Here is a 23,453-nt window from a genome sequence, read left to right on the forward strand (position 1 = left end):
ATGGCAAAAACAGCAACCATTCAACCATCCCTGACCTCTGCCCCTCGGAAAAGGGCAAAGCTGCCCCCGTCCGTCACCTATCCGGTCGTCACGATTGGCATCATCTTCGTGATCTGGGAGATCGTCGGGCAGCTGGGAGGCATCGATCCCTTCATGTTCAGCTGGCCGAGCAAAATTTTGGAGCAAACATGGGCGTTCATCGCTAACGGCTCGGTGTTCGGGCATTTGGCAATCAGCGCCGTCGAGGTTGGCATCGGATTTGGGATGGCGCTCATCGGTATTCCCATCGGGTTGATCCTCGGCTACTGGCGTAAAATCGAGTATGCATTCGATCCGATCATCACCGCGCTTTACACGACGCCCGTTGTGGCGCTGACGCCGCTGTTTGTTTTATGGTTCGGATTGGAGACGCTTTCGAAAATTATGATGGTGTTTACGATGGCGATCTTCCCGATCCTGATCAATACGATGGCCGGGGTGAAAACGACGGATCCGTCGCTGATCAAGGCCGCACGCTCCTATGGGGCCAACTCGTACCAAATGTTTCGCGAGGTCATATTTCCTTCGACCTTATCTTATATCGTCACCGGTATTCGTCTGGCTATCGGTCGCGCCTTGATCGCGGTCGTTGTGGCGGAAATGCTTGCCGCCAACAAAGGCATCGGCTACGCCATCCGGCATGCCTCCGAGCTGTTCCGGACTTCCGAATATTTAGGGTATGTCGGCGTATTGATGGTCTTGTCCGTTTTATTGACGCAGCTGTTGAAATATGTAGAACGATGGATCGCCCCATGGCGAAACCATTAATATATTATAGGGGGAACGAAAGAAATGAAGAGCCTGACACGAAATGATTTGAAAAGTTCATTAAAAGGGGCAGCGAAGCACTCGCTGAAGCTTATTGCCTGTACTTCACTGTTACTGGCCGTTGTCGGATGCGGGGGTAAGGCGGCCAATGTGCCGGCGGCTGAAGGGAATGCCGGTGGCCAAGGCGCTCCTGCGGCTGTGAAGATGAAGCCGGATCAGCTGACCACGATCAAGATGGCGCTGCCTTCGAAGAACATGAGCTACCTCCCGATTTACGTGGCTCAGAAGAAAGAATTCTATAAGAAAAACAATTTGGAGATCAACCTCGAATATGTGAAGGGCGGCGTACTCGCGCTAAGGGGGCTTCAAACCGGGGAATATCCGATCATCTCTTCGCTGCCGGAGTCGATCATTACCGGAGTGGCGGAAGGCGCGAACGTCAAGCTGATCGGCACGCTGGACGACAAGTCGATGTATTCGATTTTTGTGGCTAAAGACATCAAAAAGCCTGAGGATTTGAAAGGGAAGTCGGCGGCCAGCAACGTGCCGGGTAACGGAACCGACATTCAACTCCAGTATTGGCTGAAGAAAAACGGGCTCGAGCCGAATAAGGACGTACGCCTCATTAACTCCGGTGAAAATGCGGGCCGTTTGCAAGCGCTGCAAACCGGGCAAGCGTCTGTAACCATTCTGAGCCAGCCGACCGATTTGAAGGCCGATGAATTAGGCTTTGTCCGATTGTCCTTAATGCGGGATGAACTGACCACCTATAATCACAACATGCTGGCAGCAAACGGAGACCTGATTAAAGACAAACCGGAAGTCGTCTACGCTTTCATGGCGGGTCAGGCCGAGGCCGTCAAGTATATCAAGGATAGCGCCAACCGCGAAGAGGTGCTGGCGATCGCCATGGCGGAGCTGGGCATGAGCAAGGCCGAAGCGGAGAAATCGCTCGATTTCGTGCTGCCGGGCCTCGCGGACAAGGGCAAGATGAACATCGAAGGCATGAAATGGGCGATCGATACCGTCAAGGCAACCGGGGCGCTTTCCAAAGATGTGAGCCTCGATAAAGTAGTGGATGAACGGTTTTATGCCAAATAATGGCGAAGGGCGTCCGTGCTGAACGGACGCCTTTTTTTAGTGGGAGCGGCATGTGAAAACGCAAACTTTTTTGGCGCTTGTTCATCATAGAAGAACTCAAGATTTTAGGCGGAAAAGCCAGCATTTATACTTAAGTTAACGGGTAACCTCATCTATGAACTCAAGGGAGAGATGGACATGTTAAAAAGAGAAGATAACGAGAAGCTGTGCCGGGTGAGTCCGGGGACGCCGATGAACGAGCTGTTCCGGCGTTATTGGATTCCTGCCGTCTTAAGCGAAGAGCTGCCGGGCCCGGATTGTCCGCCGGTTCGCGTCCGGTTGTTGGGCGAGGATTTGGTCGCATTCCGCGATACGAACGGTACGATCGGGCTGCTCGATGCCTACTGTCCTCACCGCCGGGCGCATCTGTTCTGGGGACGCAATGAGGAATGCGGGCTTCGCTGCGTATACCACGGCTGGAAGTTCGATACGAACGGTCAATGCACGGATACGCCGAACGAGCCGCCGACTAGTGATTTTAAACATAGCGTCAAATTGAAGTCTTATCCTACCTATGAGAAGGCCGGCATTGTTTGGACCTACATGGGACCGAAGGAGCTGCAGCCGGGTTACCCGGATTACGAATGGATGCGGGCGCCGGAAAATTTCCGCAACGTCTCGAAAACATTCGAAGCTTGTAACTGGCTTCAGGCGCTTGAGGGAGGCATCGATACGTCCCACTCCTCGTTCGCCCACAACAATAACATTGCCGATAAGAACGCGCTCCGGTCCAGAGCTACCGCGCCGAAGCTTGAAGTGGTCAAAACCGACTACGGCTTTAAATATGCCGGCATCCGCGATTTGAAAGAGGACGGAAACTATGTAAGGGCTTACCAGTTCATTATGCCCGCACAGCAGATGAGGGGGGCCATGGTGCGCTGGACCGACGGCCAAATGGAGAAATTCCCGTCCATCGCGGGACATATTTGGGTGCCGATCGACGACTCCAACGTATGGGTGTACAACTTTATTTATTCGTCGGACGTTAACATTCCGTTTACTCCCGAATTTGTGGAGAAGCATGAAACGGATTTCGGGCGCGGCAAAGCAGATATGCTGCCGGGCTACAAATTGGTACGCAATCCTTCCAACGATTTCCTCATTGACCGCGAGGTGCAAAGAACCAAAACGTTCACCGGCATCGCCGGAATCAACACCCAGGACTACGCCCTGCAGGAAACGATGGAGCTGCCGTTCTGCGACCGCACCAGGGAAAAGCTGGGCACCGCCGACACCGCGATCATCGTGGCGCGCCAGCTGCTGCTCGAGGCGATGAAAGACATCGAGGCGGGCAAAGTACCGCGTGGCGTAGATCCAAGCACGTACAACATGGTCAGAGGCTGCGACAAGTTTTTGCCTAAAGGCGTGGATTGGAAGGAAGGGCTGCTTGAGGACATGACAGCCAAGTTTTAAACCGTAACTCGTCCGTTTCACGCCGAATCTCAGCGCGCTTGAGGTTCGGCGCCTTTCATTTCGCATACTGGAGGAGAGACTATGGCAGCACCCGATTCTGAAACGTTAAAGCAAAATTTGGCGCTAGGTATCCGAATGCTTGAACGAGCCGAGATTATCGATTACAACGGACATGGCAGCGTACGCATTCCCGGAACCGATCACATCCTTATCAATTCGGGCCCGTGTGCGCGGAACGCTCTGACGGCCCGGGACATCGTCACGATCGATAGCGGCGGCAGACAGCTGGATGGGCATGATGCTCCTCCGATGGAAATGCACATTCATCTGGAAATTTATAAACGAAGACCCGACGTGCAGGCGGTTATTCACGCTCATCCGAATTGGTCGACCTATTTCAGCATGACCGGGGTCCCGATCAGACCCGTGTTCCCTCAGGCGGCGCTGTTAGGTTCAATACCGGTATTTGATTGCATCGATTCCGTGAATACGCCGGAGCTGGGAAGTCGTTTGGCCCACGAGCTTGGGGAAAGCCGGGCCGTTCTGCTGAAGTCCCATGGCAGCGTCATCGCCGGTTCAACGCTTGAGGAAACGTTCGCGCTGTGCATTTATTTGGAGGAGAACGCCAAACGACAGTACAGGGCTCAAGCTTTGGGCATGCCTTATGTGTTAAACGAGCAGGAAATCGAGGACTGTGTCCGCAATTTGGCGAGGCCCGGCCTGTACCGCAAAGTTTGGGATTATTATCAGGCCAGGTTGCGGATGTAAATCGTTCATTTGTTCCGTCTACGGGAACATCCCGTATCTAAATATGCAGCTCATGCGGTAATGTTAAGGCATAGAACAATCCTGATACAAACTTCAGTTATCGGAAGAGAGGAGAAGCCATGATGGCGATTCAAAAAGAACTACGGGGCAAAACGGTGGCCGTGCTCGGCTACAGCGAAGACGGGGCCGATTATGCGAAGCATCTGAGGGAACAAGGCGTGAAAGTCGTCATTGGCTTGCGCGAGGTGGATACGATGTGGCCTCAGGCCGAACGGGACGGGTTCCGCGTGATGAATCTCTGGAATGCGGTGGGAGCTTCCGACATTATTCAAGTTTGGTGACATTAGGGAGGGGTTGGCCTTGCGTGAAGCGGTTGACTCATCGTCGCCGAGATCCATGAAAGAGATGTGGCTGATCACAATCGGCCACGGATTAACCCATTGGTATCCGGCCACCTTTTATTTACTGCTCCCCATCATTGGGAAAGAACTGGGGCTCAGCTATACCGAAACCGGCATGATCATTACGTTTCAATATTTGGCAAGCACGATCGCCAACGTGCCGGGAGGCATGCTGGTCGATACGATCGGCAAGAAAGGTCTTCTGATGGCATTGTCGCTCTTCTGGGTCGGCATTCCCTACTTGTTTATGAATTTTACGACCACGTATTGGATGCTGCTTCTTTGCGTTACGCTGGTCGGCATCGGCAACAACCTTTGGCACCCGACCGCGATCCCTACGCTCGCGCAGCGGTACCCGGAACGGAGGGGCTTCGTGCTTTCGGTTCACGGCATGGCGGCCAATGTGGGCGACGCGCTCGCGCCGCTTGCGATAGGCGCTCTGCTGGCCGTGTTTACGTGGAGGCAGATCGTGGTCATCAATATCGTTCCCGGCATTACGATGGCGCTGCTCATTGTCATCCTGCTGCGGAATTTGCAGTCGGGCTCCAGAAAGAATCAGGAAGCGGCCGGAGAAGAGAAGGAAGGGCAGACGCTTAAGGAATATGTGAGCGGGCTGAAGGGATTGTTTCGAAACCGCAGCCTGGCGCTCATTTCAACCAGCTCGGCCTTTCGCTCGATGACGCAAAACGCGCTGCTGACGTTTCTCCCGCTATATTTGGCGCATGAATTGAATTACCCGCCGTTGTGGGTCGGCGCAGGCTTGTTTCTGCTGCAGATGGGAGGCTTTATCGCCGCTCCGATCTCGGGCCATTTGTCCGACAAGTGGGGACGCAAAAAAGTACTGACGGCCAGCATGGCGATGACGGCAGTCATTCTGATCCTGATGACGGCTATGGGGAAATCCCCGCTGTTCATCGGTTTAATCGCGGTTCTCGGTTTCTTTATGTACGCGGTCCGTCCCGTGATCCAGGCTTGGCTGATGGAATCGTCACCCAAGCATATGGCCGGCACCAGCGTAGGCATCCTGTTCGGCATGCAGTCGGTCGGCCAATCGATCTCCCCTTTGCTTGGCGGCATGATTTCCGACAAGTACGGTTTGTTCGCCGCTTTCTATTTCGTGGCGGGCACGATCGTCATCGCGAATCTGCTCATTGTGTTTATGCCCAGGCAGGAACGATCGCTAGACGGCAACGAGTCGATCTCCGCCTAGATTCGAGAGCGTTTACAAGACACTGACCTATACGCAAATCAATAAGGAGGATTTCCACATGAATAAACTGAACTTAAGCTTCGCCTGCTGGGATTACGACCGCGTCCAGGCGTTAATCGACGGTTCCGTCCGTCCCAACGGCATTGAACTGAACTTTCTCAAAATGCCGGTGGAAGAAACCTTTTTCCGTATGATGCGCCACCAGGAATTCGATGTATCCGAGCTGTCGGCGTCGTCCTATTTAATCGCAAGGGACCGGGGCTTTCCGAATTTTACAGCGATTCCGGTGTTCCCGTCGCGGTTTTTCCGGCATTCGGGCATTTATGTGAACGTGGATTCGGGGATTCGCCGCCCGGAGGATTTAAAGGGCATGCGGATCGGTATTCCCGAATATCAATTGACCGCTTGTGTATGGATCCGGGGATTTCTGCAGCATGAATACGGCGTACATCCGTCCGAGGTGGAATGGTTCTTCGGCGGTCAGGAGACACCGGGCCGCGTCGAGAAGATCAAGCTGGAGCTGCCGGCCGACGTTAGACTGCAGCCGATCGGTCCGGAGCAGACGCTGAACCAGATGCTGGAGAACGGCGAACTGGACGCGTTCATTGCACCCCGCGCCCCGTCTTGTTTCTTGAACGGATCGCCGCGTGTGAACAGACTGTTTGAAGACTACGTCTCCGTGGAGAAGGCCTATTTCCAGAAAACAGGCATTTTCCCGATCATGCACGTCATAGCGATTCGCGACGAAATATTGGAGCGGCATCCGTGGGTCGCGCAAAACCTGTATCAGGCTTTTGTCGAGGCGAAAAATAAAGTGTACGAGGGCTTCAATCAAACCGCAGCCTTGAAGGTGACGCTGCCTTGGCTCGTATCGGAAATCGAGCAAACGAAGAAGCTGATGGGCGAGGATTTCTGGCCTTACGGATTACAGAACAATCGCGCCACTTTGGAAGCGCTCGTCAGCTATTCCTATGAGCAGGGGCTTATCAAGAACAAGCTTTCGGTCGAAGAGCTATTCGTGAAATCCGCCCTGGAGCAGTATACCATTTAGAAGAAGGAATGCGTGATGGCTGCCGGCTTGATCGGCATGGCTTCGAGCCGCAGCCGGATCCTCATGAAGATGCAGAAATGAGGTTGATCTCATGAAACGAACATCATTAGCGGCAGTCGCTACGGGCGTACAAACGACGGAGCTGCAGGAATTCAGCCTGCCTCCGCTTGCCGACGATTCCGGCTTGCTCCGCATTGAAACCGTAGGCGTGTGCGGCAGCGACGTGTCCTACTACAAAAAATTGCAATCCCCCCGTATTCTGGGCCATCACATCGTCGGGTTTATTGAACAGATCGGCGAAACGGCAGCTGCGCGTTGGGGCGTGAAGGCAGGGGACCGGGTCGCGCTGGAGGAATACATTCCATGCGGGCAATGTACCTTTTGCCGCACAGGCATGTACCGTTCCTGCAAAACGACGGACCCGAGGGCGGGGGGTATTCGTTACGGCGCCACCCCGGCAGACTTGAGTCCCTCTCTATGGGGCGGCTTCAGCGAATATATGTACCTGCACCCGAACTCGGTGCTGCACCCGATGCCTGCCCACGTTCCTCCGGAGGAGGCGGCGTTGACGCTGCCGTTGGCCAACGGATTCGAGTGGATGTCGCTGCAAGGCGGCGTAGGCCCGGGGAAAACGGTCGTCATTCAAGGGCCGGGCCAACAGGGGCTTGCCTGTACGCTTGCGGCGAAGGCTGCGGGGGCCGATTGTGTCATCGTCACTGGACGAACAACGAGCATGAAGCGGCTTGAGTTATCCAAGCGTTTGGGCGCGGATCATATCGTTAATATTCAAACCGAGGATTTGGAAACCCGCGTCCGCGAAATTACAGGCGGTAAAATGGCCGATGTCGTCATCGACGTCACATCCGGAGGCACGGAGCCGATCACTTCGTCCATAGCTATAGCCGGCCGGGGCAGTACGGTCTTGTTCGGAGCTTACAAGTATAGGAAGGTTCCCGAATTCGACATCGACATGATCGTCACCAAGACGCTGAAGCTTATAGGCGTGAGAGGCCACAGCTACCAATCGGTGAAAATGGCCGTCGATTTTATCGCTTCGGGGAAATTTCCGCTCAGCATCATGAATTCCCATGACTATCCTTTAGAGGAGACAGACATGGCGCTGAGAACGGCGGGCGGGGAAGGGGAGCCGAATCCGCTCCTCGTCACGGTATCGCCCGGTAAAGCCAGGTAACGTTCCGAAGCTGGACTTCTTGAAGGGCGGCGGCGTTACTCCTGCGTTCGGCCCGCCATAACAAACCGATGTAAACGAATAAAGCCCGCGCTCCAAGTCCGGAGCGGCGGGCTTTATCCATTTACCATCGTCATAACGCGAAGGAACAACCGCCCTGAGGCATGGGCTCATGCCTCTTTGTTTGGTTCGGCCTGTTCCGGGGTCCCGGGCGCCCTGCGGAGCGGAAGCAGCGACACCGGATGAGAATACCAGGACCCGCATAGAAGCGTCAGTCCGCACACCCAAAACACCGGCAGCAGGCCGAACGTATGGCCGACGACACCGAGCATCAACGGGCCGGACAATTGCCACGAGCGGTTCAGCATGCTGCGCAGTCCGAGCACTTCGCCTTCCCTGCCCTTGGGGGTATATTGGATCAAATATACCCAGCTCAAGGGCTGAACGAGCCCCAGGCCGGCGCCGAGCAAGACCGCAGTCGCGCTAAGCAGCCACGGATGCTCAAGCATCGAAGTCGCTGTGAAGGCCGCTGCACCGGCGAGCAGCGCCGCCGCCATCAGTTTATCCCTGTCCACCCATTCCACCAGCTTGAATTGCAGTAGACGTACCGCAACGGAAGCGGCGGCTACGCAGGCGAGCACGGTGCCTGTCTGACTGGGAGAGAAGCCGTAACCGGCGGCAAGCACGGGGAAGTATGCGGTGAAGATGTCTTTGGAGTAGACGACAATTCCGCTGACCAGCACGCCCTTGCGGATATGGGGATCCTTCAGGAGAATCAACGTGTTTTTCTTTTCTTCCGTACGGGTGGATGCCGCGTCCCTCCGAGGCTCGGAATCCATCATGCGGACCAAGGCCAGCATCATGATTTGAATGACCAGCAGGACGAGGAAGGTGATCCGAATGCCTCCGTGCTCATACAGAAAGCCTCCCGTCAAGGGGGAGACAAAGTCAGCCGCCGCCGCAGTCGTGGTCATGCCGGTAACGGCCTTATCCCGGTTGCCGCCAACGATGGAGACGCGCTTTTGCGTCGCTGTGACGATACAGTTGTTCGAGAGCCCCATGCAAATTTGCGAAAATAGCAATCCGGCGAGGGTAGGCTGCCACAAAGGTACCGCCAACGCCGCAAGGACGCCTGTCCCTCCCCATAGCGTCAATGCTTTCGTGCCGAAGCGATCGGTCCACTTGCCGATGCGGATAGCCAGAATCAGCGGGAATGCGGCGAAGGCGGAAACGAGCAGCCCGATAAAAAATGTGGAAGCTCCCAGACTGTGGGCATGAATGGACACAATCGGCCTTGTGCCGCTAACTGCTAAGTTCGACAAGAAAAACGTCGCCAGCATCAGATAAAACTGGAATTTGCCGTTCATGACCGGTGATGCCGGATAACAACGGGAGCGGAAGAAGACACGGCCTTCACCTCGGTATCTAAAGAGTAGTACTCTTATCTTATCGTCATCAGGCAGAGGGAAACAATCCGGCTGTTCTGTTATGCGGAAATGAACATCCCGTAGTTCGGGCACTCTGGAGCGATAAGGGCTCAATTCAGATATCGACGTTCCTGCCCCGTCCGAGATAGGGAACAATAAAAAAACGGGACGGCGGAACCATCCCGTTAACTTAACTTAGCCGCTCCGTGATAAGCCGGCTGTACGTTTTCAATTCTTTGACATAATTTTGGATTTGCGCCGGATACAAATACGATTTGATCATGGCCAGGCTGATGGCTGCGATCACTTGCCCGGTATCGTTGTACACCGGAACCGCTATGGAGCATACGCTTTCGTTATATTCCGAGAGGCCGATCGCGTATCCGTTTTTGAGTACGTCGCGCAGATGCTCGGTGAGCGTCTGGCCGTCTGTAATCGTCTTGGGCGTGTGCCGGTACAGGCCTTGTTGAATGACCCGGTCGATCTCCTGCTCGGATTGGTTGGCTAGAAGCACCTTGCCCGAGGCGCTGCAGTAGCTGGGTATGCGCTTGCCTATTTTCGATACCGTTCCCTGGTGATAGTCGGGAACCATTTTACTCAAGAACACGATTTCCCCATGATCGTAAACAGCCAGGTGAACCGCCTCGCGAACGGTCGACATCAGCTTGTTTAACAGCGGATACGCGATGAGCCGCAATTCGTTGCGATGATAAGCGGCGAAGCCAAGCTCAAATGCACCGATCCCCAAATGATATTTGTGGGTGTGCATATTTTTCTCCACAAGGTTATTCCCATACAGTGTGTTAACCAAACGGAAAATTGTACTTTTGGCAAGTCCTAACCGTTGACTTAATTCCGTTATGCCAAGTTCCTCATCTTCTAGTGTAAATTCACGCAAGATACGAATCGCATTGTAAACGGAAGACAGGGGTACTTGCTGTGCCAACGAAAACACCACCTTGAAGTATTTTACCGCCTGAAATGTATGCTCTTTACCTTCTATTATGACATACGAACGACGGGGGTGTAAACACTTTCATTCCACATTGAGGGAATAATTTGATAGTATCTTTTTCCATCAGCGCTCTGATTTTTCTCTCTTCCCGCACTTCTTTATCATAATTAACTAAAGGAAATCATGATAGGAAAGACAGGGTCCTGTTAACTAAAGTATTGTCCAACGGGATGAATATTGTGGGTGTGCATCCTTTTGTACAGGAAATTGTAAAAGGATTGCCGTCATTGCGGTGGATGTTGCCCGTTGCCGTCGCTGAAGCGGGTAGAATTTCATGATTTCGGGCATCAAATTGACCAGAATTATGGAGTAATAGAAAGAAACAAGAAGTAAAATATATATAATATAGCAAATATAATATAATTCACTGATTAATTGACTGGTTATTCGGAATTCTGATATATTAGGTTCAGGAAACGATACACTAAATCGTTTTCTTTACTATTTGCTCGAAATGAGGAGTGCACGTTGAGAATCACTATTGATGATGTGGCCAAGCAGGCCGGTGTTTCCAAAACGACTGTATCCCGGATACTGAACGGCAATTACTCCCAGACTACGGAAGAAACCAAGGAAAGAGTTCAAAAAATCATTCGTGAGCTGAACTATCATCCGAATCCGATGGCCCGGGGATTGAAGCAAATGAGGACGAACATCATTGGCATTGTATTGTCGAATTTGAACAACCCTTTCTGGGCCAAGGTATTGGAAGGGGTAGAGGATACCTGTCGTTTGTCCGGATACAGTCTCATGATATGCAATTCAAATGAAGATTCATATAGAGAAGCGGAATTGATCGAAGGCTTTCGGATGCGGCAGGTTGACGGGATTATCGTCAACCCGACAGCCAATAACAAGGCTTTATTTGAGGAAATGGCCAACAACAAATATCCTCTTACTTTTATAAACCGCAGAATCGAAGGTATTGACGTCGTAGATAGCGTTGTCGTCAACAACATTAACGGAGCAAGAATGGCTGTAGATCATTTTGTTCAATTGGGCAAAAGAAACATCGTCACTTTCGTCTATCAGCCGCATGGCGTCAGTACATGGCAGGATCGGGTTACAGGCTTTAAGGAAGCCTTGTCCGAGCATGGGATCGCCGTTCATGATCGAGTGATTGAAGTGAAGAATGAAGTCGGCCGGGTGAAGGAAGCGGTCATCGAGTATTTTAAATCCTCATCGGCCGCGGATGCTGTTTTTTCCACAAGCAGCATGATGACTCTGGAAATATTGGAAGGGTTCAAGGAGCTGAATATCAAGGTGCCCGACGATGTTGCGCTCATTGGCTACGATGAAACGGTCTGGGCGAAGCACCTCAACCCTCCGCTTACGACGATCAAACAGCCGGCTTATGAAATGGGAGCTATCGCAGCGAAAAATATGATTAAGAAAATAACTTCCAAAACCAAAAAAAGGCCAAAAACCGTTGTATTGGAGCCTGAATTGATTGTAAGACATTCCTGCGGCTCGCATTAATCCTTTAATTGGCCCGAACGGTGTTTCCTGCGTGTTTGGGCCGCAAAAAGGAGCTTCCCCGGAAAGGGTCAAAATATTAAGGCTTAGCGGAGAACCAGTGTCCGGGCGAACGTTTTCGAGTAAAATGTAAGCGCTTAACAAGAGGCGAGTCGGAGACCGCAGCCCGGATAGAAATGAACGGACTTTTGGTTGACACATGCCGCCGGAGCATATAGAATAAAGTGAGGAAAACGATTTACTAAAACGGTAAACAAGAAGCTGCGGACAATGTCAGGTAACTCGGCCCCATGGTCATTTACATATCCTGAATCTACAACCACTAAAATTGAAGGGATGTTTACACATGGACGACAGAGAGAAGATCTTGGAATTGTGTAAGGATTTGCGGGTGGCAGATGTTCGCGACGGGATGGATGGGAACATGATGCATCATTAAGGCACGGTGCAGCACGATTTTCGAACGCCGAAAACTGTATGAGCAATTGGGTTGGGAACTCGATCACACCGTTCTGTAGGAGGAGATATGAATGGAAATCGCTTTTATCGGGTTAGGCGCTATGGGGCTGCCGATGGCCAAACGTCTGATTAAGGCTGAACACGGCCTGCATATTATCAAGCATAGAAACCCGCTGCCGGTGGAGGAGCTTGCCGGTATGGGCGCGACGGTGCATGAGCATACGGCGGATGCCGTTCAAGCTTGCGATATGATCATCAGTATACTGCCTTCAGATAAAGAAATGGAATCCGTTTTGCTGGAGGAATCGGTTCTTGAATCGGCGAAGCCCGGAGCTTTGCTGCTGGAAATGACATCCGGCTCTCCCCAAATGATGAAAAAAGTTGCAAAAGCCTATATGGACAAAGGAATTCGCGTTCTGGACGCTCCGGTCAGCGGAGGGACGACCGGCGCCGAGCAAGGGACGCTTACCCTCATGATCGGCGGCAAGCAAGAAGATGTCGAGGAAGCGAAGCCGGTCATGGAAGCGATGGGCAAAAACTTTTTCCTCGTCGGCTCTTACGGTGCGGGAAAAGCGGTTAAAGCCATCAATCAACTGCTGGCAGCTGTTCATATGCTTGCTTCTTCGGAAGCGCTTGCAATTGCCGAAAGTTTGGAAGTGGATTTGAATATGCTGAACGAGGTTGTCGGAAAGAGCTCCGGCGGCTCCTGGATTTTTGCCAACAAACTGAAAGCCGTGGCGGACGGCCAGTTTGATCCGGGATTTCGGTTAAATCTAATGAAAAAAGACGTCGGTATTGCGATCAAGGAAGGCGAAGGAATCTCATTGCCGCTTTCCACCCTGGCTTACCAGCTCTACGAAATGGCGGCTTTAACGGACGGAGACCAGGATTTCGCTGCGGTAAGCAAGCTTATCCGCAAATAGAAATGAAATAGGATGAATGGAGCGGAAATCCGTGAACATGTGTGTGTTGGATGGCTATACGCTGAGGATCCGAATCCGCTGCTGCAGGCCAAAAATTGTATCATCACGCCTCATATTGCCTGGGCTACCAAGGAAGCGCGCAGCCGTCTTTTGGATTTGGCCGTTGACAATATACAGGCGTTTGTGGACGGGAATCCCAAAAACGTTGTGCTTCCCCGCAATATTGTAAACGCTTAAAATGATCGCCTTCATCATGACCCTTCCGGTGCTTCTGCATCAAGTATAAGGAAAATCCGCAAACTCGCCTACTTTGTGCTCATTGTCACGGCAACCGTGGTCACGCCCCCGGACTTTATTTCCGACATTCTGGTCGCGATTCCGCTGCTGCTGCTTTACGAAATCAGCGTATTCTTATCCGGCTGGGTATACCGGGGGCAGTTAGAAGCTGACCGCGCCTGGGAAGCGGAGTACGGCGGTACCTGAGGTGCAGCGCCGTATTACGAATTTGTGTTAACGATATACAGAATCAAGGCAACGTAACCTAAGACGATAAAAAAAATGTAGATCCAGGATAGTCGGGACCAGTTGCCTTTCGTTTTGGTATCGTATTGGGGGTTGCCCTCTTTGTTTTTTTTGGAAATGCCGACGAGAATGGTTGAGATTACAGCAACCAACATGATCGTAGCAAAAATAATATAGTAAGCAATCAGCGGCATTAGGGTCACCTCATCTGATGATCTTCTTCAAGTAGACAATATATCAACATTTTGTCGGCAAGTAACCATCCATTTTGCCGTCTTTTAACCCATCCAATCCAGCCGGTTCCCCTTAATCGTTCAGCGCATGCAATGCTTGGGCGAATTTCTGAATGCCGGACTCCAATTCATGATCGGCAGGCCTTGCAAAGCTGAATCGAACGTATCCCGGTTCAGAACCGAATACCGTTCCCGGCATGAACACGACGCCTCTTTTCAAGGACTCTTCCAGAAGCTTGGAATCATCGACAGGCTGATTGAGTTTCAGCCATGAATTCAAACCGCCTTGAGCCGGAATACAGCTAAACTTGTCGGCTAGCATTCGGTTCAGGGCCGTCATCAGGTGCAGCTGCTTCCGGGATAACGCATCCCGCAAGAACCGGATGTGCCGGTCGAATAGACCCGATCTTAGAAACTCATTGGCCAGCCATTGCGGAACGACGCTAAGTCCGAAGTCCATCTGCTGTCTTGCATCGGCCAGACGCTTGACGACGGATTGCGGCGCGATCAGCCAACCGACTCGAAGTCCGGATGCGGCAATTTTGGAAAGAGATCCGACATACAGCACGGAACCATGCGCATCGATGGATTTCAAATTAGCCGGCGGACGGTTATCGAATGATGTCAAGCTGAACGGGTCGTCCTCCACGATAGGAATGCCGAGCTCTGCGGCGAGCTTCAATAATCGCGGACGTTTGGAGGCGGCCAGAATGCTGCCGGTCGGGTTCTGATAATTCGGATTCAGAAAGATCATGCGGATACGATGCTGCCGGAACAGACTTTCGATTTCCTCAGGATCAATCCCGTTCTCATGCACAGGTAAACGGAACAGCCGGAGTCCCGCGGATTGAAACATCGGAAGGGAATAGCTGTAAGAAGGATCCTCGATCGCGACAGCGTCACCGGGGGCTAATAAACACTGTGTAATCAAATAAAGGGACTGCTGCGATCCGGAAGTAATCAGAATCGAAGACTCTGTGGTACGAATATTCAATTGTTTGTCAAGAAAAGAGACCAGCGTTTCCCGCAACGGAAGAAAGCCTTGAGGGTCGTCGTAACCTAAAGGCGCCTCGAACGGAGCTTCTCTTAACAGCTGCTGGATGGCCTGATTGGGATATAAATCGGGCGACAGCTCTCCGCTTGCAAAGTCGATGATCGATCCCCGCTCCCGCAAAACTTCCCGGATCCGACGAATCATAGGCAGGTTGGGCGCGAACGTCCCGCCCCGGGCGTACGCTCTCCAATTCGGGGTTAAACTCGGCGTTACCCCCAATAGCCGCTTGCTCACCCTGGTGCCGCTTCCCGAACTGCTCTCGACAATCCCTTTGGCACGCAGCTCTTCGTACGCCTGTACGACAGTGCTTCTGTTTACTTCTATTTGCTCCGCAAGCTTTCGCTCTGACGGAAGAAAGCTCCCCGGCGGGTATTCGCCGTATAGGATTCTTCGTTCCATATCATCGGCAATTTGCTGGTAGAGAGGTTTTTTGCTCCTACGGTCAGGCTTCCACAATGTTAGTATCACCCATTTATGTGAAATTTATCAGGATTGCCTCGCCGGGCAACCTCTCCCTATTATATGATCCATATGAAGCGGGCTTCAATGATTTGGCCGTTCTGTCACAAAGACTTCTATTTTCCGGTTCGAGGCGTGTTGCATGGAACCGCAATCTCAACCAGCGTTCCCTGCCCCGGGGTGGATTCGATATGAAAGGGGATCGAGTCCCCGTAAGCCAGCAGGAAACGGCGATAAACATTATAAATGCCCGTATGCCTTTGGAAATAAGGATCGATCCGTTCCCCTTTGGAGGCCATAAGCTCCGATAGCTTGGACATGATATCCGCAGGTATGCCCGCGCCCGTGTTGCGGATCGAAATACGCAGATGTTCCTTCTCCACCTTCGCCTCCACGGTCAATAAGAACTCTTCCGCGTTCATGGAAGGGCTCCACCCGTATTTGATTGCGTTTTCGACGAAGGGCTGTATGCTTAGCTTCATAATGGGGATTTCCAAGGCTTCCGGGTCCAGCTCGAAATGTGCATTGACGTCCAGCCCGTTGCGATAGTAATGAATTCTCATAAAATTTCGGATATAGGCCATCTCTTCTTTCAAGGGAGCCCAGCCGCCATCGTTTCGTACGGAAAACCTCATCATCTTGGAAACGGATTGAACCATCTCGCCGACCGCGTCGCCATGATTTCGGACTGCGTAGGATTCGATCGTTTCGAGTGTATTGAATAGAAAGTGAGGGTTAATTTGGGCTTGAAGCTGCAGGAGTTCCCGTTCCTTTTCCTTTAATTTGGACTGAAACACCTCCTGCTCCATCTGCTGCAATTCATCCAGCATGCGGTTATAGCTTCGCACCAAAAAACCGATCTCGTCGTTAACGGTCTGCATCTTGATCGGGACATACGTTCCCCGTCCCAAACTCTGCATCCCTTGCTTGAGCTTGTATAAAGGCCAAAGCACCATATTCATGACAGGAAACGCGATCACGATCGCAATCGCGAGACTGACGAAAGCAATGATTAACGTCAGAACAAACGATTGCTGGACGCCTTTGGTGATCCCGCTTAACGGAGCCATCCATACCAGCTTCCAATCCCCGTAGGGAATGTTCGCATAGGTCGCTTCATACGTCACACCGTCCGAGGTGAACAGAAATTCTTTGCTTGTCCGCGCGTCCTTCTCCAGCGCCTTACGGAAGTCTTGAAGCAAGGCTGCATCAATGGGGGTGTTGGAAACGGGCGTAATGCTCCCGGCGTGATACAACAGAAGCTGTCCTTCCTGTTCGGGGCTGGCATCGGTCAGCATGCTTTTGATTTTGTCTTCCCTGAGCTCCACGATGAACCAGGATCGAATATCCCCCGTATTCAGGTTGATGATCGGTCTGACAAAAGAAAAGACGTTCTCGTGCGTGCCGAGAAGAATATAATCCATGGCATGAGGCAGGGTAAGCTCCGGCTTGGTCGTGCTGAAAACCGTGCCGTAGATCGGGTCGTCCCGGAAGGAGTACCTGTAGTTCAGAGCTTTTTGATAAGAATCGAAGTAGACTTTGCCAAGCTGATCGAGATATAGAACGCCGACAATTTCATTGCGAAATTGCAGGGAGTTTTTCAGAATCGGCCGAAAGTCGATGATGAGGTTGGCTTGAGCAGCCAGATCGTCATCCGGCGTCGTCAAAAATTTTTGAAATTGGAAATTCGTAAACAGCGTATCGAACGATTGGTTCAGATCCTGCAAATAGTTCGTAATATCCTTGGACACAAACTCCACGTACTGGGAAGAGATAGACGCCGAATATTTGGTGCTGGAACGAAACATGAAGTATTGGGAGCTGTAGCTGACCAGAATAATCGGGATAACGGATAACGCCACTAACAGTAAAAAAAGTTTGTATTTCAGCGATAGATGGTCCACCTTATGTTTAAGGGACTGGAAAAACGGCGGCATGGTCATCTTCCCCTTTGAAACGATTCGTTATACTATTATTCTGCGTGAATGTTGTGATTCCTTGCAAGGAGATGAGCCGGTATGAAGATCTGCGTGGCCGATGATGAGAAGGAAGTGCGATTAAGCATCATACATAAGTTGAAAACGGTTTACCCGGCTGCTCAAATCTTTGACGTAGAGTTCGGGCGGCAAGCGTTGGAACAAATTCTTGTCGTACAACCGGATCTCGTCTTTTTGGATATTCGGATGCCGGAGATGGACGGTTTGGACATTTTGCGTGCGTTGAAACAAGAGAAAGCGCACATTCGAGTAGTTATTTTATCGGGATATGACGATTTTGACTATGCCCGGAGGGCGCTTCAGCTGGGGGCTACGGATTATTTGCTGAAGCCGGCGGACCGCGACCAGCTCCGCGATGTCGTGACCAAGGTGAAGCAGGAGATGGAAGCGGCGTTTCTGAAGGAGTTTGACCTATACCTGGGTCACTTATCCAGCCTTTATCTCTTTATTCATGATTTGCGCTGCTTGAACACGAGCCTATGGTTTGACGAACGGGAGGCCAAGGACATTCATCTCGGGGATACCGGGGAGCTGTTAAAGCGCTGGGAACGATCGCCGGAGCGTATCCTGATCGCCTATTCCGTCAATCACGATTACGGCGGAATCGTCGTGAGCGCTTCCTCCGTTCCGGGAGAGCACCGGTTTCAAGCCAAGCGCGACTTTTTGCCGGTCGTGCAAAACGCCATCGAAGCCTGGGAAAGCCGCAGGTTTTTTGGTGCTTCGCAGCCGTCGCCGGAGACCCGGAGAAAGGACCGGAAGGATGCGGGCAAACAAGCTGCCGGGCTCCGGCAAAAAATATTATCGTTTGCCAAGGAAGGCCATTACCCGAATTTAGAAACGGCGCTGGAGGCTTGGCTGAATACATTGCTTGATTTGGATTTAAATCAGCTCAAGAAAGAATGCGTTAATCTGATGGCGCTGCTCGACGAAGGTCTCAGCAAGAGCGATATGATCGTGATTGAAGACGAGAAGCTGCACTATTGGTCACAATGGGTAGCCAAACACAAAACGTGGGACGAGCTGAAAAGCAGGATCCGGAAGTTTGTTTTGGATGGCGTTCGCGCGCTGATGCATCTGGAGCATCAATCTGGGTTAAGCTGGTTTGACCAAGCGCTGCATATGGTAGATACGTCAAGAGACCCGAACTTGAGTCTGGAGTCCATCGCCGACGTCGTTGGGGTGCATCCGGTTACGTTAAGCCGTATATTCAAGCAGCAGACCGGTATGAATTTCGTCCGGTACCTGGTACGAAGCCGGCTGCAGCATGCCCAATCCCTATTGCTCAAAACCGACAAAAAGATCAATGAAATTTCCGAAGAAGTCGGATATGTCGATTACCGGTATTTCCGGACCTTGTTCAAGAAAGAATTCGGCTGTACGCCGTCCGAATATCGCAGGCGCAACGGCATCGGAGCTGCGGGCGATGAGGCGGATTCCTGAGGAGGTTAAAAAGTTCGCCCCTTTGCGCTAAATTATTCTCCTGTTTTCGATAAATCGATCTCCCTATAATTGAATAAAAGGCGTCGCTAACTATTCAAAAAAAAGGGGTAAGGGTTCATGAAAAAAGTAAAACATTTGATGCTTGTTTCACTTTCGGCACTTGTTCTTTTCACAGGATGCTCGAAAAATGATTCCCCAACGGCTCAGGAAACGAACACATCCGCCAATGAAAAACCGAAAGCGCTTAAAGTGCTGTACGCTACCGTTGAAGCCGGGTCTGAAGCCATCATCGATGCGGCCAAAAAATACGAACAGCAGACGGGAATCAAGATCGAGGTCAATACGTTCCCGTATAACAATCTGCAGGAAAAAGTATTCTCCGAGCTTGCTCAAAAAAGCGACCATTACGATCTGATTGCCATCGATACGCCGTGGGTTCCAAAAATTATTCAGCATTTGGAGCCGATGACGACTTATATTAAAGCGGCAAAGCCGGAAAGCTTGCAGCTGAACGATTTTATTGCCAAGGCGTTCATGGATACCTCCGTGTTTAAGAAAGATGCCCCTCAGCTGAATCCGCCTCAGATGAACGAGATCAATCTGGATCAAATCGTCTCATCGGGATTCGATATTTGGAGCCTTCCGATCCAATCGAACGTGCTGACGGTAAGCTATCGTAAAGATCTCTTCAAAGATCCGAAAAACATGGAAGCATTCAAAAAGCAGTATAACCGGGAGCTTGCGGTTCCGCAAACGCTGGACGAGTACCTGGACATCGCCAAATTTTTCACACGGGACACGAATAACGACGGAAAAATCGATTTGTACGGGACGACGTTGATGGGGAAAAAGCACGAAGCGAATTTTGTGGATTTCAAGTCGTTCCTGAGCGATTTCGGCGGAAGCATCTTTGATGCGAACCTGAAGCCCGTCTTTAATGACGAAAAAGGCGTGAAAGCACTCGAGACCTACGGAAGCTGGATCAATCAGCATAAAGTAACGCCTCCCGGCGTGCTCACCTACACATGGGACGAAGTCGCTACGGTGTTCGGTTCCGGACAGGTTGCCATGGGGATGAACTACCACGATATGAAGCTCGATCCGAAGGTCAAGGGCGGCGAAACCGGTTACTTCGTGTTCCCGGGCGTGGACAACGGCGGCAACGTGGTAAGAGGCCCGCACTTTGGCTCTTGGGGCGTCGGAATCAGCAAATACTCCAAAAACAAACAAGCGTCTTATGAGCTCGCCGAATATTTGACAAGCCCTGAAGTGCAGAAAGGATATTTGAAATTTAATCAGCATGTGACTCGTAAATCCGCTTACGATGCAGCCAAATCGTTATCCGATCCCTTATTGAAGGAATATTATCAGGTTCTCGGGTCCTCCTTAAGCGTAGGCGTAGGCAGACCGCGGATTACGAATTACGATCAAGTGTCCGAAGCGGTTCAAATCGTCGTGAACGATTATTTATCGGGCAAGAAAGACGCGAAGACCGCGCTGAATGAAGGCGCCAAGCAAGTTGAAACGCTGATGAAGCAAGCGGGATATTGAGCTAAATAAGGCAGGCGCTTGAAAGCTCATGCTCAAGCGCCTGCATTAAACGGAGTGAACCCCATGATTAAAAATCAGGAATCGGGCAGGTTGAAGTATTTATTATTTGTGCCGACGATGCTCGTTCTCATCTCGATGACCATCGTTCCCTTTATTTTTTCTTTGCTCACCAGTCTGACCAATTACAAAGCGACGGAGCCGGAACGTTGGAGCTTTGTCGGATTGGACAATTTCGTTCGGGCCTTAACGGATAAGGATGTCCAAATTTCTTTTCTAAATACGGTCATTTATGTGGGCTGTGCCGTTTTTTTTGAATTTATTCTTGGTATTCTAATCGCTTTACTTCTGAATCGGAAGATGAAAGGCATCTCTGTGATCCGCATGCTGCTGCTGCTGCCTATGATGGCTACGCCGGTCGCGGTGGGATTGATGTGGAGGTGGTTGTTCAACACCGATTTCGGGATCTTCAATTATTATTTATCCGCCTGGTTCGGGATCACCGGTCCCAATTGGCTCGGCGACCATGCGCTGGCGATGCCCGTTGTCGTCTTGGTCGACATCTGGCAATGGACGCCCTTCATGGTGCTTTCCTTATTGGCGGGCTTGCAGTCCTTGCCCGATGATCCTGTGGAAGCCGCTTGGATGGACGGCGCCTCGCCGCTGCAATTGTTTTGGCATGTTACTTTGCCGCAGCTAAGACCGGTTATTTTAGTCGTTCTCTTGATTCGGATGATCGATGCTTTTAAATCGTTCGATGTCGTTTGGACGCTTACGAACGGAGGCCCCGGTTTAAGCACGGAGCTGCTGAGCTTGCGCGTGTACCGGGTGGCATTTAAATTTTGGGAAACGGGTTATGCCTCTGCGATCTCCTGGTTATTCCTGATTCTTGTTATCGTTATTACGTCGCAATTTATCCGTTTTCTTTATAGAGAAACTTCGAAATGAGCTGAGGATCAAGATTGATTACCGAACATTTACGTACTGGGGTTGAAACATATGGGAATATCACCCTCTAATTCGAAACGGTTGGTCCTGAACCGGTTTCTCGATCTGTTAACGTACGTCATTCTCGTGATTTCCATCTTTCCTGTGTTATGGATGGTGCTCACTTCGCTCAAAACGTCGTGGGATGCACAGGCGCTGCCGCCCATCTGGGTGTTTGTCCCAACCTTTGAAAACTACACCGCCCTGTTCGCGAATAAAGGGTCTTCAAGCGAGTTTACAAGTTTGCTGTGGAACAGCGCATTCGTTTCCATCGTGTCCACGGTTCTTTCCGTCGCATTCGGCGCGCTCGCCTCTTACTCTTTATCCCGTTTCAGGCTGAAGCGAGGGAAGGACATCGCGATTTGGATTTTGTCGACCCGGATGTTTCCTCCGGCCGCCACACTTGTTCCGGTTTTTATGATGATGAGCTGGCTCGATCTGATCGATACGTATGCCGCTTTGATCATTCCTTACACCGCTTTTAATTTATCGTTCGTCGTTTGGATGCTCAAAGGCTTTTTCGACGATATCCCCATCGATTTGGAAGAAGCCGCGACGGTGGACGGATGCTCGAGAATGACGGCCTTTTACAAGATTATTCTGCCTTTGATCGCTCCGGGCTTAGCGGCAACCGCGATCATCTGTCTGATGTTCAGCTGGAATGAATTTATGTTTGCCCTGGTGCTGTCCAGGAACGATGTGGTGACCGCGCCGGTTATCGCGAATCAGTTCATTACGATGTACGGCGTAAAATGGGGCGAGCTGACGGCAGCCTCCACCATTATGACAACCCCTGTGCTCATCTTCGCCATTCTGGTGAGAAATCACATGATCAAAGGATTGACGATGGGCTCTGTTAAATAATTATTTTTTCGAATGGAGGATTATAGGATGGACACGATGAAGGGTGTCGTATTCCCAGGCCAGAAGCAAGTTCAAATCCAGGAGTTTCCCGTGCCGATACCGGGTCCGAATGAAGTCTTGATCCAGATGAAAGCCTCCGCCATTTGTCGCAGCGATATGAGCATCTATTACGGCAATCCCGTGGTAGGGGGAGATGCGGCGGCGACGAGAACCATCATTCCGGGACATGAGCCGGCGGGTCTGGTCGTTCAGACCGGAGAGGGCGTCGCTTCGATTCGCGAAGGGGATCGCGTTGCCGTTTACCTTGCGCTGGGCTGCGGAGAGTGCGTGCATTGCAAGAGCGGGTACATGATGTTCTGCACCTCATGGAAATGCGTCGGTTTCGATGTTCACGGCGGCGATGCCGAGTACATGGTGGTGCCTGAGAAAAATTGCATGAAAATTCCTGATTCCATGAGTTACGTGGCGGCAGCGGTATCTACCGATGCGGTCGGAACGCTTTATCATGCGCAGAAGCGCCTTCACATATCAGGCAAAGACACGCTGGTCGTATTCGGATTGGGACCGATGGGCGGGGCGGGCATTCTGGTCGCCAAGGCGCTGGGAGCGACGGTGATCGCCGTCGATATGATCGAGGAGCGATTGAAGCTGGCTAAAGAGGAATTGGGGGCCGACTTTACGATTAACGGGAAAACCGAGGATGTCGTAAGCAGAATCCGGGAATTGACCGGGAATCGGGGAGCCGATGCCGCTATCGATTGCTCGGGCAGCACCATCGCCGAGAATCAAGCCTTGGATTGCGTGAGACCTCATGGACGGGTTGCGTTCGTAGGCGAATGCCGGGAATCCACCATCCGGCCAAGCGAGCAGTTGATTCGCAAGCAAATTACGGTGATGGGCTCGTGGTATTTCCCGATCCAGGAATTTGAAGAAATTTGCGAGTTCATCGTCAGAAAGAACGTTGATGTCGAAAAATTAGTTACCCATAAATTCCCGCTGGAACAAGCGGAGCTGGCATTTCAAATGTTTGATGAAAGAAAAACGGAAAAAGCCGTCTTTGTTTGGTAATA

At 51.5% G+C, this 23,453-nt stretch carries 23 protein-coding genes; 17 read left to right on the forward strand and 6 right to left on the reverse strand.

Going from position 1 to position 23,453, the window contains the following annotated elements; genetic code table 11:
* The 8 genes from ACZ439_RS21885 to ACZ439_RS21920 all read left to right on the forward strand — a co-directional run bounded on the left by ACZ439_RS21885 (position 1) and on the right by ACZ439_RS21920 (position 7,982).
* Complete coding sequence (locus ACZ439_RS21885) at positions 1–807, forward strand: ABC transporter permease (protein WP_054795692.1); 807 nt, start codon at positions 1–3, stop codon at positions 805–807.
* Positions 808–831: 24 nt separating this feature from the next.
* Positions 832–1,908, forward strand: coding sequence for an ABC transporter substrate-binding protein (locus ACZ439_RS21890; protein WP_372814166.1), 1,077 nt, complete (start codon positions 832–834; stop codon positions 1,906–1,908).
* 177 nt (positions 1,909–2,085) lie between these two features.
* Complete coding sequence (locus tag ACZ439_RS21895; protein ID WP_054795696.1) at positions 2,086–3,360, forward strand: Rieske 2Fe-2S domain-containing protein; 1,275 nt, start codon at positions 2,086–2,088, stop codon at positions 3,358–3,360.
* Positions 3,361–3,441: 81 nt separating this feature from the next.
* Positions 3,442–4,128 (forward strand): class II aldolase/adducin family protein, encoded by a 687-nt coding sequence (locus tag ACZ439_RS21900; protein ID WP_054799035.1) that lies wholly within the window; start codon positions 3,442–3,444, stop codon positions 4,126–4,128.
* 122 nt (positions 4,129–4,250) lie between these two features.
* Positions 4,251–4,469, forward strand: coding sequence for a hypothetical protein (locus tag ACZ439_RS21905; protein ID WP_164751796.1), 219 nt, complete (start codon positions 4,251–4,253; stop codon positions 4,467–4,469).
* A gap of 19 nt (positions 4,470–4,488) precedes the next feature.
* On the forward strand, positions 4,489–5,739 hold the full coding sequence (locus tag ACZ439_RS21910; RefSeq protein WP_196426804.1) for an MFS transporter: 1,251 nt from the start codon (positions 4,489–4,491) through the stop codon (positions 5,737–5,739).
* A gap of 58 nt (positions 5,740–5,797) precedes the next feature.
* Complete coding sequence (locus tag ACZ439_RS21915; RefSeq protein WP_054795698.1) at positions 5,798–6,790, forward strand: ABC transporter substrate-binding protein; 993 nt, start codon at positions 5,798–5,800, stop codon at positions 6,788–6,790.
* A 91-nt stretch (positions 6,791–6,881) separates the two neighbouring features.
* The gene (locus ACZ439_RS21920; RefSeq protein WP_141334444.1) at positions 6,882–7,982 is read left to right on the forward strand and encodes a zinc-dependent alcohol dehydrogenase; all 1,101 of its coding nucleotides are present in this window, start codon (positions 6,882–6,884) and stop codon (positions 7,980–7,982) included.
* Between the two features lie 167 nt (positions 7,983–8,149).
* On the opposite strand, the gene ACZ439_RS21925 is transcribed toward ACZ439_RS21920, so the two are convergent.
* Together ACZ439_RS21925 and ACZ439_RS21930 are read right to left on the reverse strand one after the other, a co-directional pair.
* The gene (locus ACZ439_RS21925; RefSeq protein WP_127607494.1) at positions 8,150–9,346 is read right to left on the reverse strand and encodes an MFS transporter; all 1,197 of its coding nucleotides are present in this window, start codon (positions 9,344–9,346) and stop codon (positions 8,150–8,152) included.
* Between the two features lie 250 nt (positions 9,347–9,596).
* Positions 9,597–10,352 (reverse strand): IclR family transcriptional regulator, encoded by a 756-nt coding sequence (locus ACZ439_RS21930; protein WP_127607492.1) that lies wholly within the window; start codon positions 10,350–10,352, stop codon positions 9,597–9,599.
* Positions 10,353–10,889: 537 nt separating this feature from the next.
* Here ACZ439_RS21930 and ACZ439_RS21935 point away from each other — a divergent pair.
* The 3 genes from ACZ439_RS21935 to ACZ439_RS21945 all read left to right on the forward strand — a co-directional run bounded on the left by ACZ439_RS21935 (position 10,890) and on the right by ACZ439_RS21945 (position 13,279).
* Positions 10,890–11,900 (forward strand): LacI family DNA-binding transcriptional regulator, encoded by a 1,011-nt coding sequence (locus tag ACZ439_RS21935; RefSeq protein WP_127607490.1) that lies wholly within the window; start codon positions 10,890–10,892, stop codon positions 11,898–11,900.
* A gap of 31 nt (positions 11,901–11,931) precedes the next feature.
* Positions 11,932–12,030, forward strand: a complete 99-nt coding sequence (locus tag ACZ439_RS21940; RefSeq protein WP_464620207.1) for a hypothetical protein — start codon at positions 11,932–11,934, stop codon at positions 12,028–12,030.
* Between the two features lie 397 nt (positions 12,031–12,427).
* Positions 12,428–13,279: an NAD(P)-dependent oxidoreductase gene (locus ACZ439_RS21945; RefSeq protein WP_464620208.1), complete on the forward strand. Its 852-nt coding sequence runs from the start codon at positions 12,428–12,430 to the stop codon at positions 13,277–13,279.
* Between the two features lie 54 nt (positions 13,280–13,333).
* Here the strand turns inward: ACZ439_RS21945 and ACZ439_RS21950 are convergent, their stop codons facing one another.
* The gene (locus ACZ439_RS21950) at positions 13,334–13,534 is read right to left on the reverse strand and encodes a hypothetical protein (RefSeq protein ID WP_464620209.1); all 201 of its coding nucleotides are present in this window, start codon (positions 13,532–13,534) and stop codon (positions 13,334–13,336) included.
* Between the two features lie 57 nt (positions 13,535–13,591).
* On the opposite strand from ACZ439_RS21950, the gene ACZ439_RS21955 reads away from it, so the two are divergent.
* Positions 13,592–13,762, forward strand: a complete 171-nt coding sequence (locus ACZ439_RS21955) for a hypothetical protein (protein WP_236595842.1) — start codon at positions 13,592–13,594, stop codon at positions 13,760–13,762.
* A 14-nt stretch (positions 13,763–13,776) separates the two neighbouring features.
* On the opposite strand, the gene ACZ439_RS21960 is transcribed toward ACZ439_RS21955, so the two are convergent.
* The 3 genes from ACZ439_RS21960 to ACZ439_RS21970 form a co-directional block, all read right to left on the reverse strand.
* Positions 13,777–13,995, reverse strand: coding sequence for a hypothetical protein (locus tag ACZ439_RS21960; RefSeq protein WP_127607484.1), 219 nt, complete (start codon positions 13,993–13,995; stop codon positions 13,777–13,779).
* 112 nt (positions 13,996–14,107) lie between these two features.
* On the reverse strand, positions 14,108–15,544 hold the full coding sequence (gene pdxR / locus ACZ439_RS21965; protein ID WP_464620210.1) for a MocR-like pyridoxine biosynthesis transcription factor PdxR: 1,437 nt from the start codon (positions 15,542–15,544) through the stop codon (positions 14,108–14,110).
* Positions 15,545–15,663: 119 nt separating this feature from the next.
* Positions 15,664–17,484, reverse strand: a complete 1,821-nt coding sequence (locus tag ACZ439_RS21970; RefSeq protein WP_464620211.1) for a cache domain-containing sensor histidine kinase — start codon at positions 17,482–17,484, stop codon at positions 15,664–15,666.
* An 81-nt stretch (positions 17,485–17,565) separates the two neighbouring features.
* Here ACZ439_RS21970 and ACZ439_RS21975 point away from each other — a divergent pair, with 81 nt between their 5' ends.
* The 5 genes from ACZ439_RS21975 to ACZ439_RS21995 all read left to right on the forward strand — a co-directional run bounded on the left by ACZ439_RS21975 (position 17,566) and on the right by ACZ439_RS21995 (position 23,451).
* Positions 17,566–18,984, forward strand: a complete 1,419-nt coding sequence (locus ACZ439_RS21975) for a response regulator transcription factor (RefSeq protein ID WP_464620212.1) — start codon at positions 17,566–17,568, stop codon at positions 18,982–18,984.
* 117 nt (positions 18,985–19,101) lie between these two features.
* Positions 19,102–20,535 (forward strand): ABC transporter substrate-binding protein, encoded by a 1,434-nt coding sequence (locus tag ACZ439_RS21980; protein WP_258313408.1) that lies wholly within the window; start codon positions 19,102–19,104, stop codon positions 20,533–20,535.
* Between the two features lie 63 nt (positions 20,536–20,598).
* Positions 20,599–21,480 carry a carbohydrate ABC transporter permease gene (locus ACZ439_RS21985; protein ID WP_141334438.1) on the forward strand — a complete coding sequence of 294 codons (882 nt, stop codon included), beginning with the start codon at positions 20,599–20,601 and terminating at the stop codon, positions 21,478–21,480.
* 51 nt (positions 21,481–21,531) lie between these two features.
* Positions 21,532–22,383, forward strand: coding sequence for a carbohydrate ABC transporter permease (locus ACZ439_RS21990; protein ID WP_127607472.1), 852 nt, complete (start codon positions 21,532–21,534; stop codon positions 22,381–22,383).
* A gap of 27 nt (positions 22,384–22,410) precedes the next feature.
* Complete coding sequence (locus tag ACZ439_RS21995) at positions 22,411–23,451, forward strand: zinc-dependent alcohol dehydrogenase family protein (RefSeq protein WP_372814162.1); 1,041 nt, start codon at positions 22,411–22,413, stop codon at positions 23,449–23,451.
* The last annotated feature ends 2 nt before the right edge of the window (positions 23,452–23,453 follow it).

The organism is Paenibacillus sp. JCM 9796 (assembly GCF_055379675.1).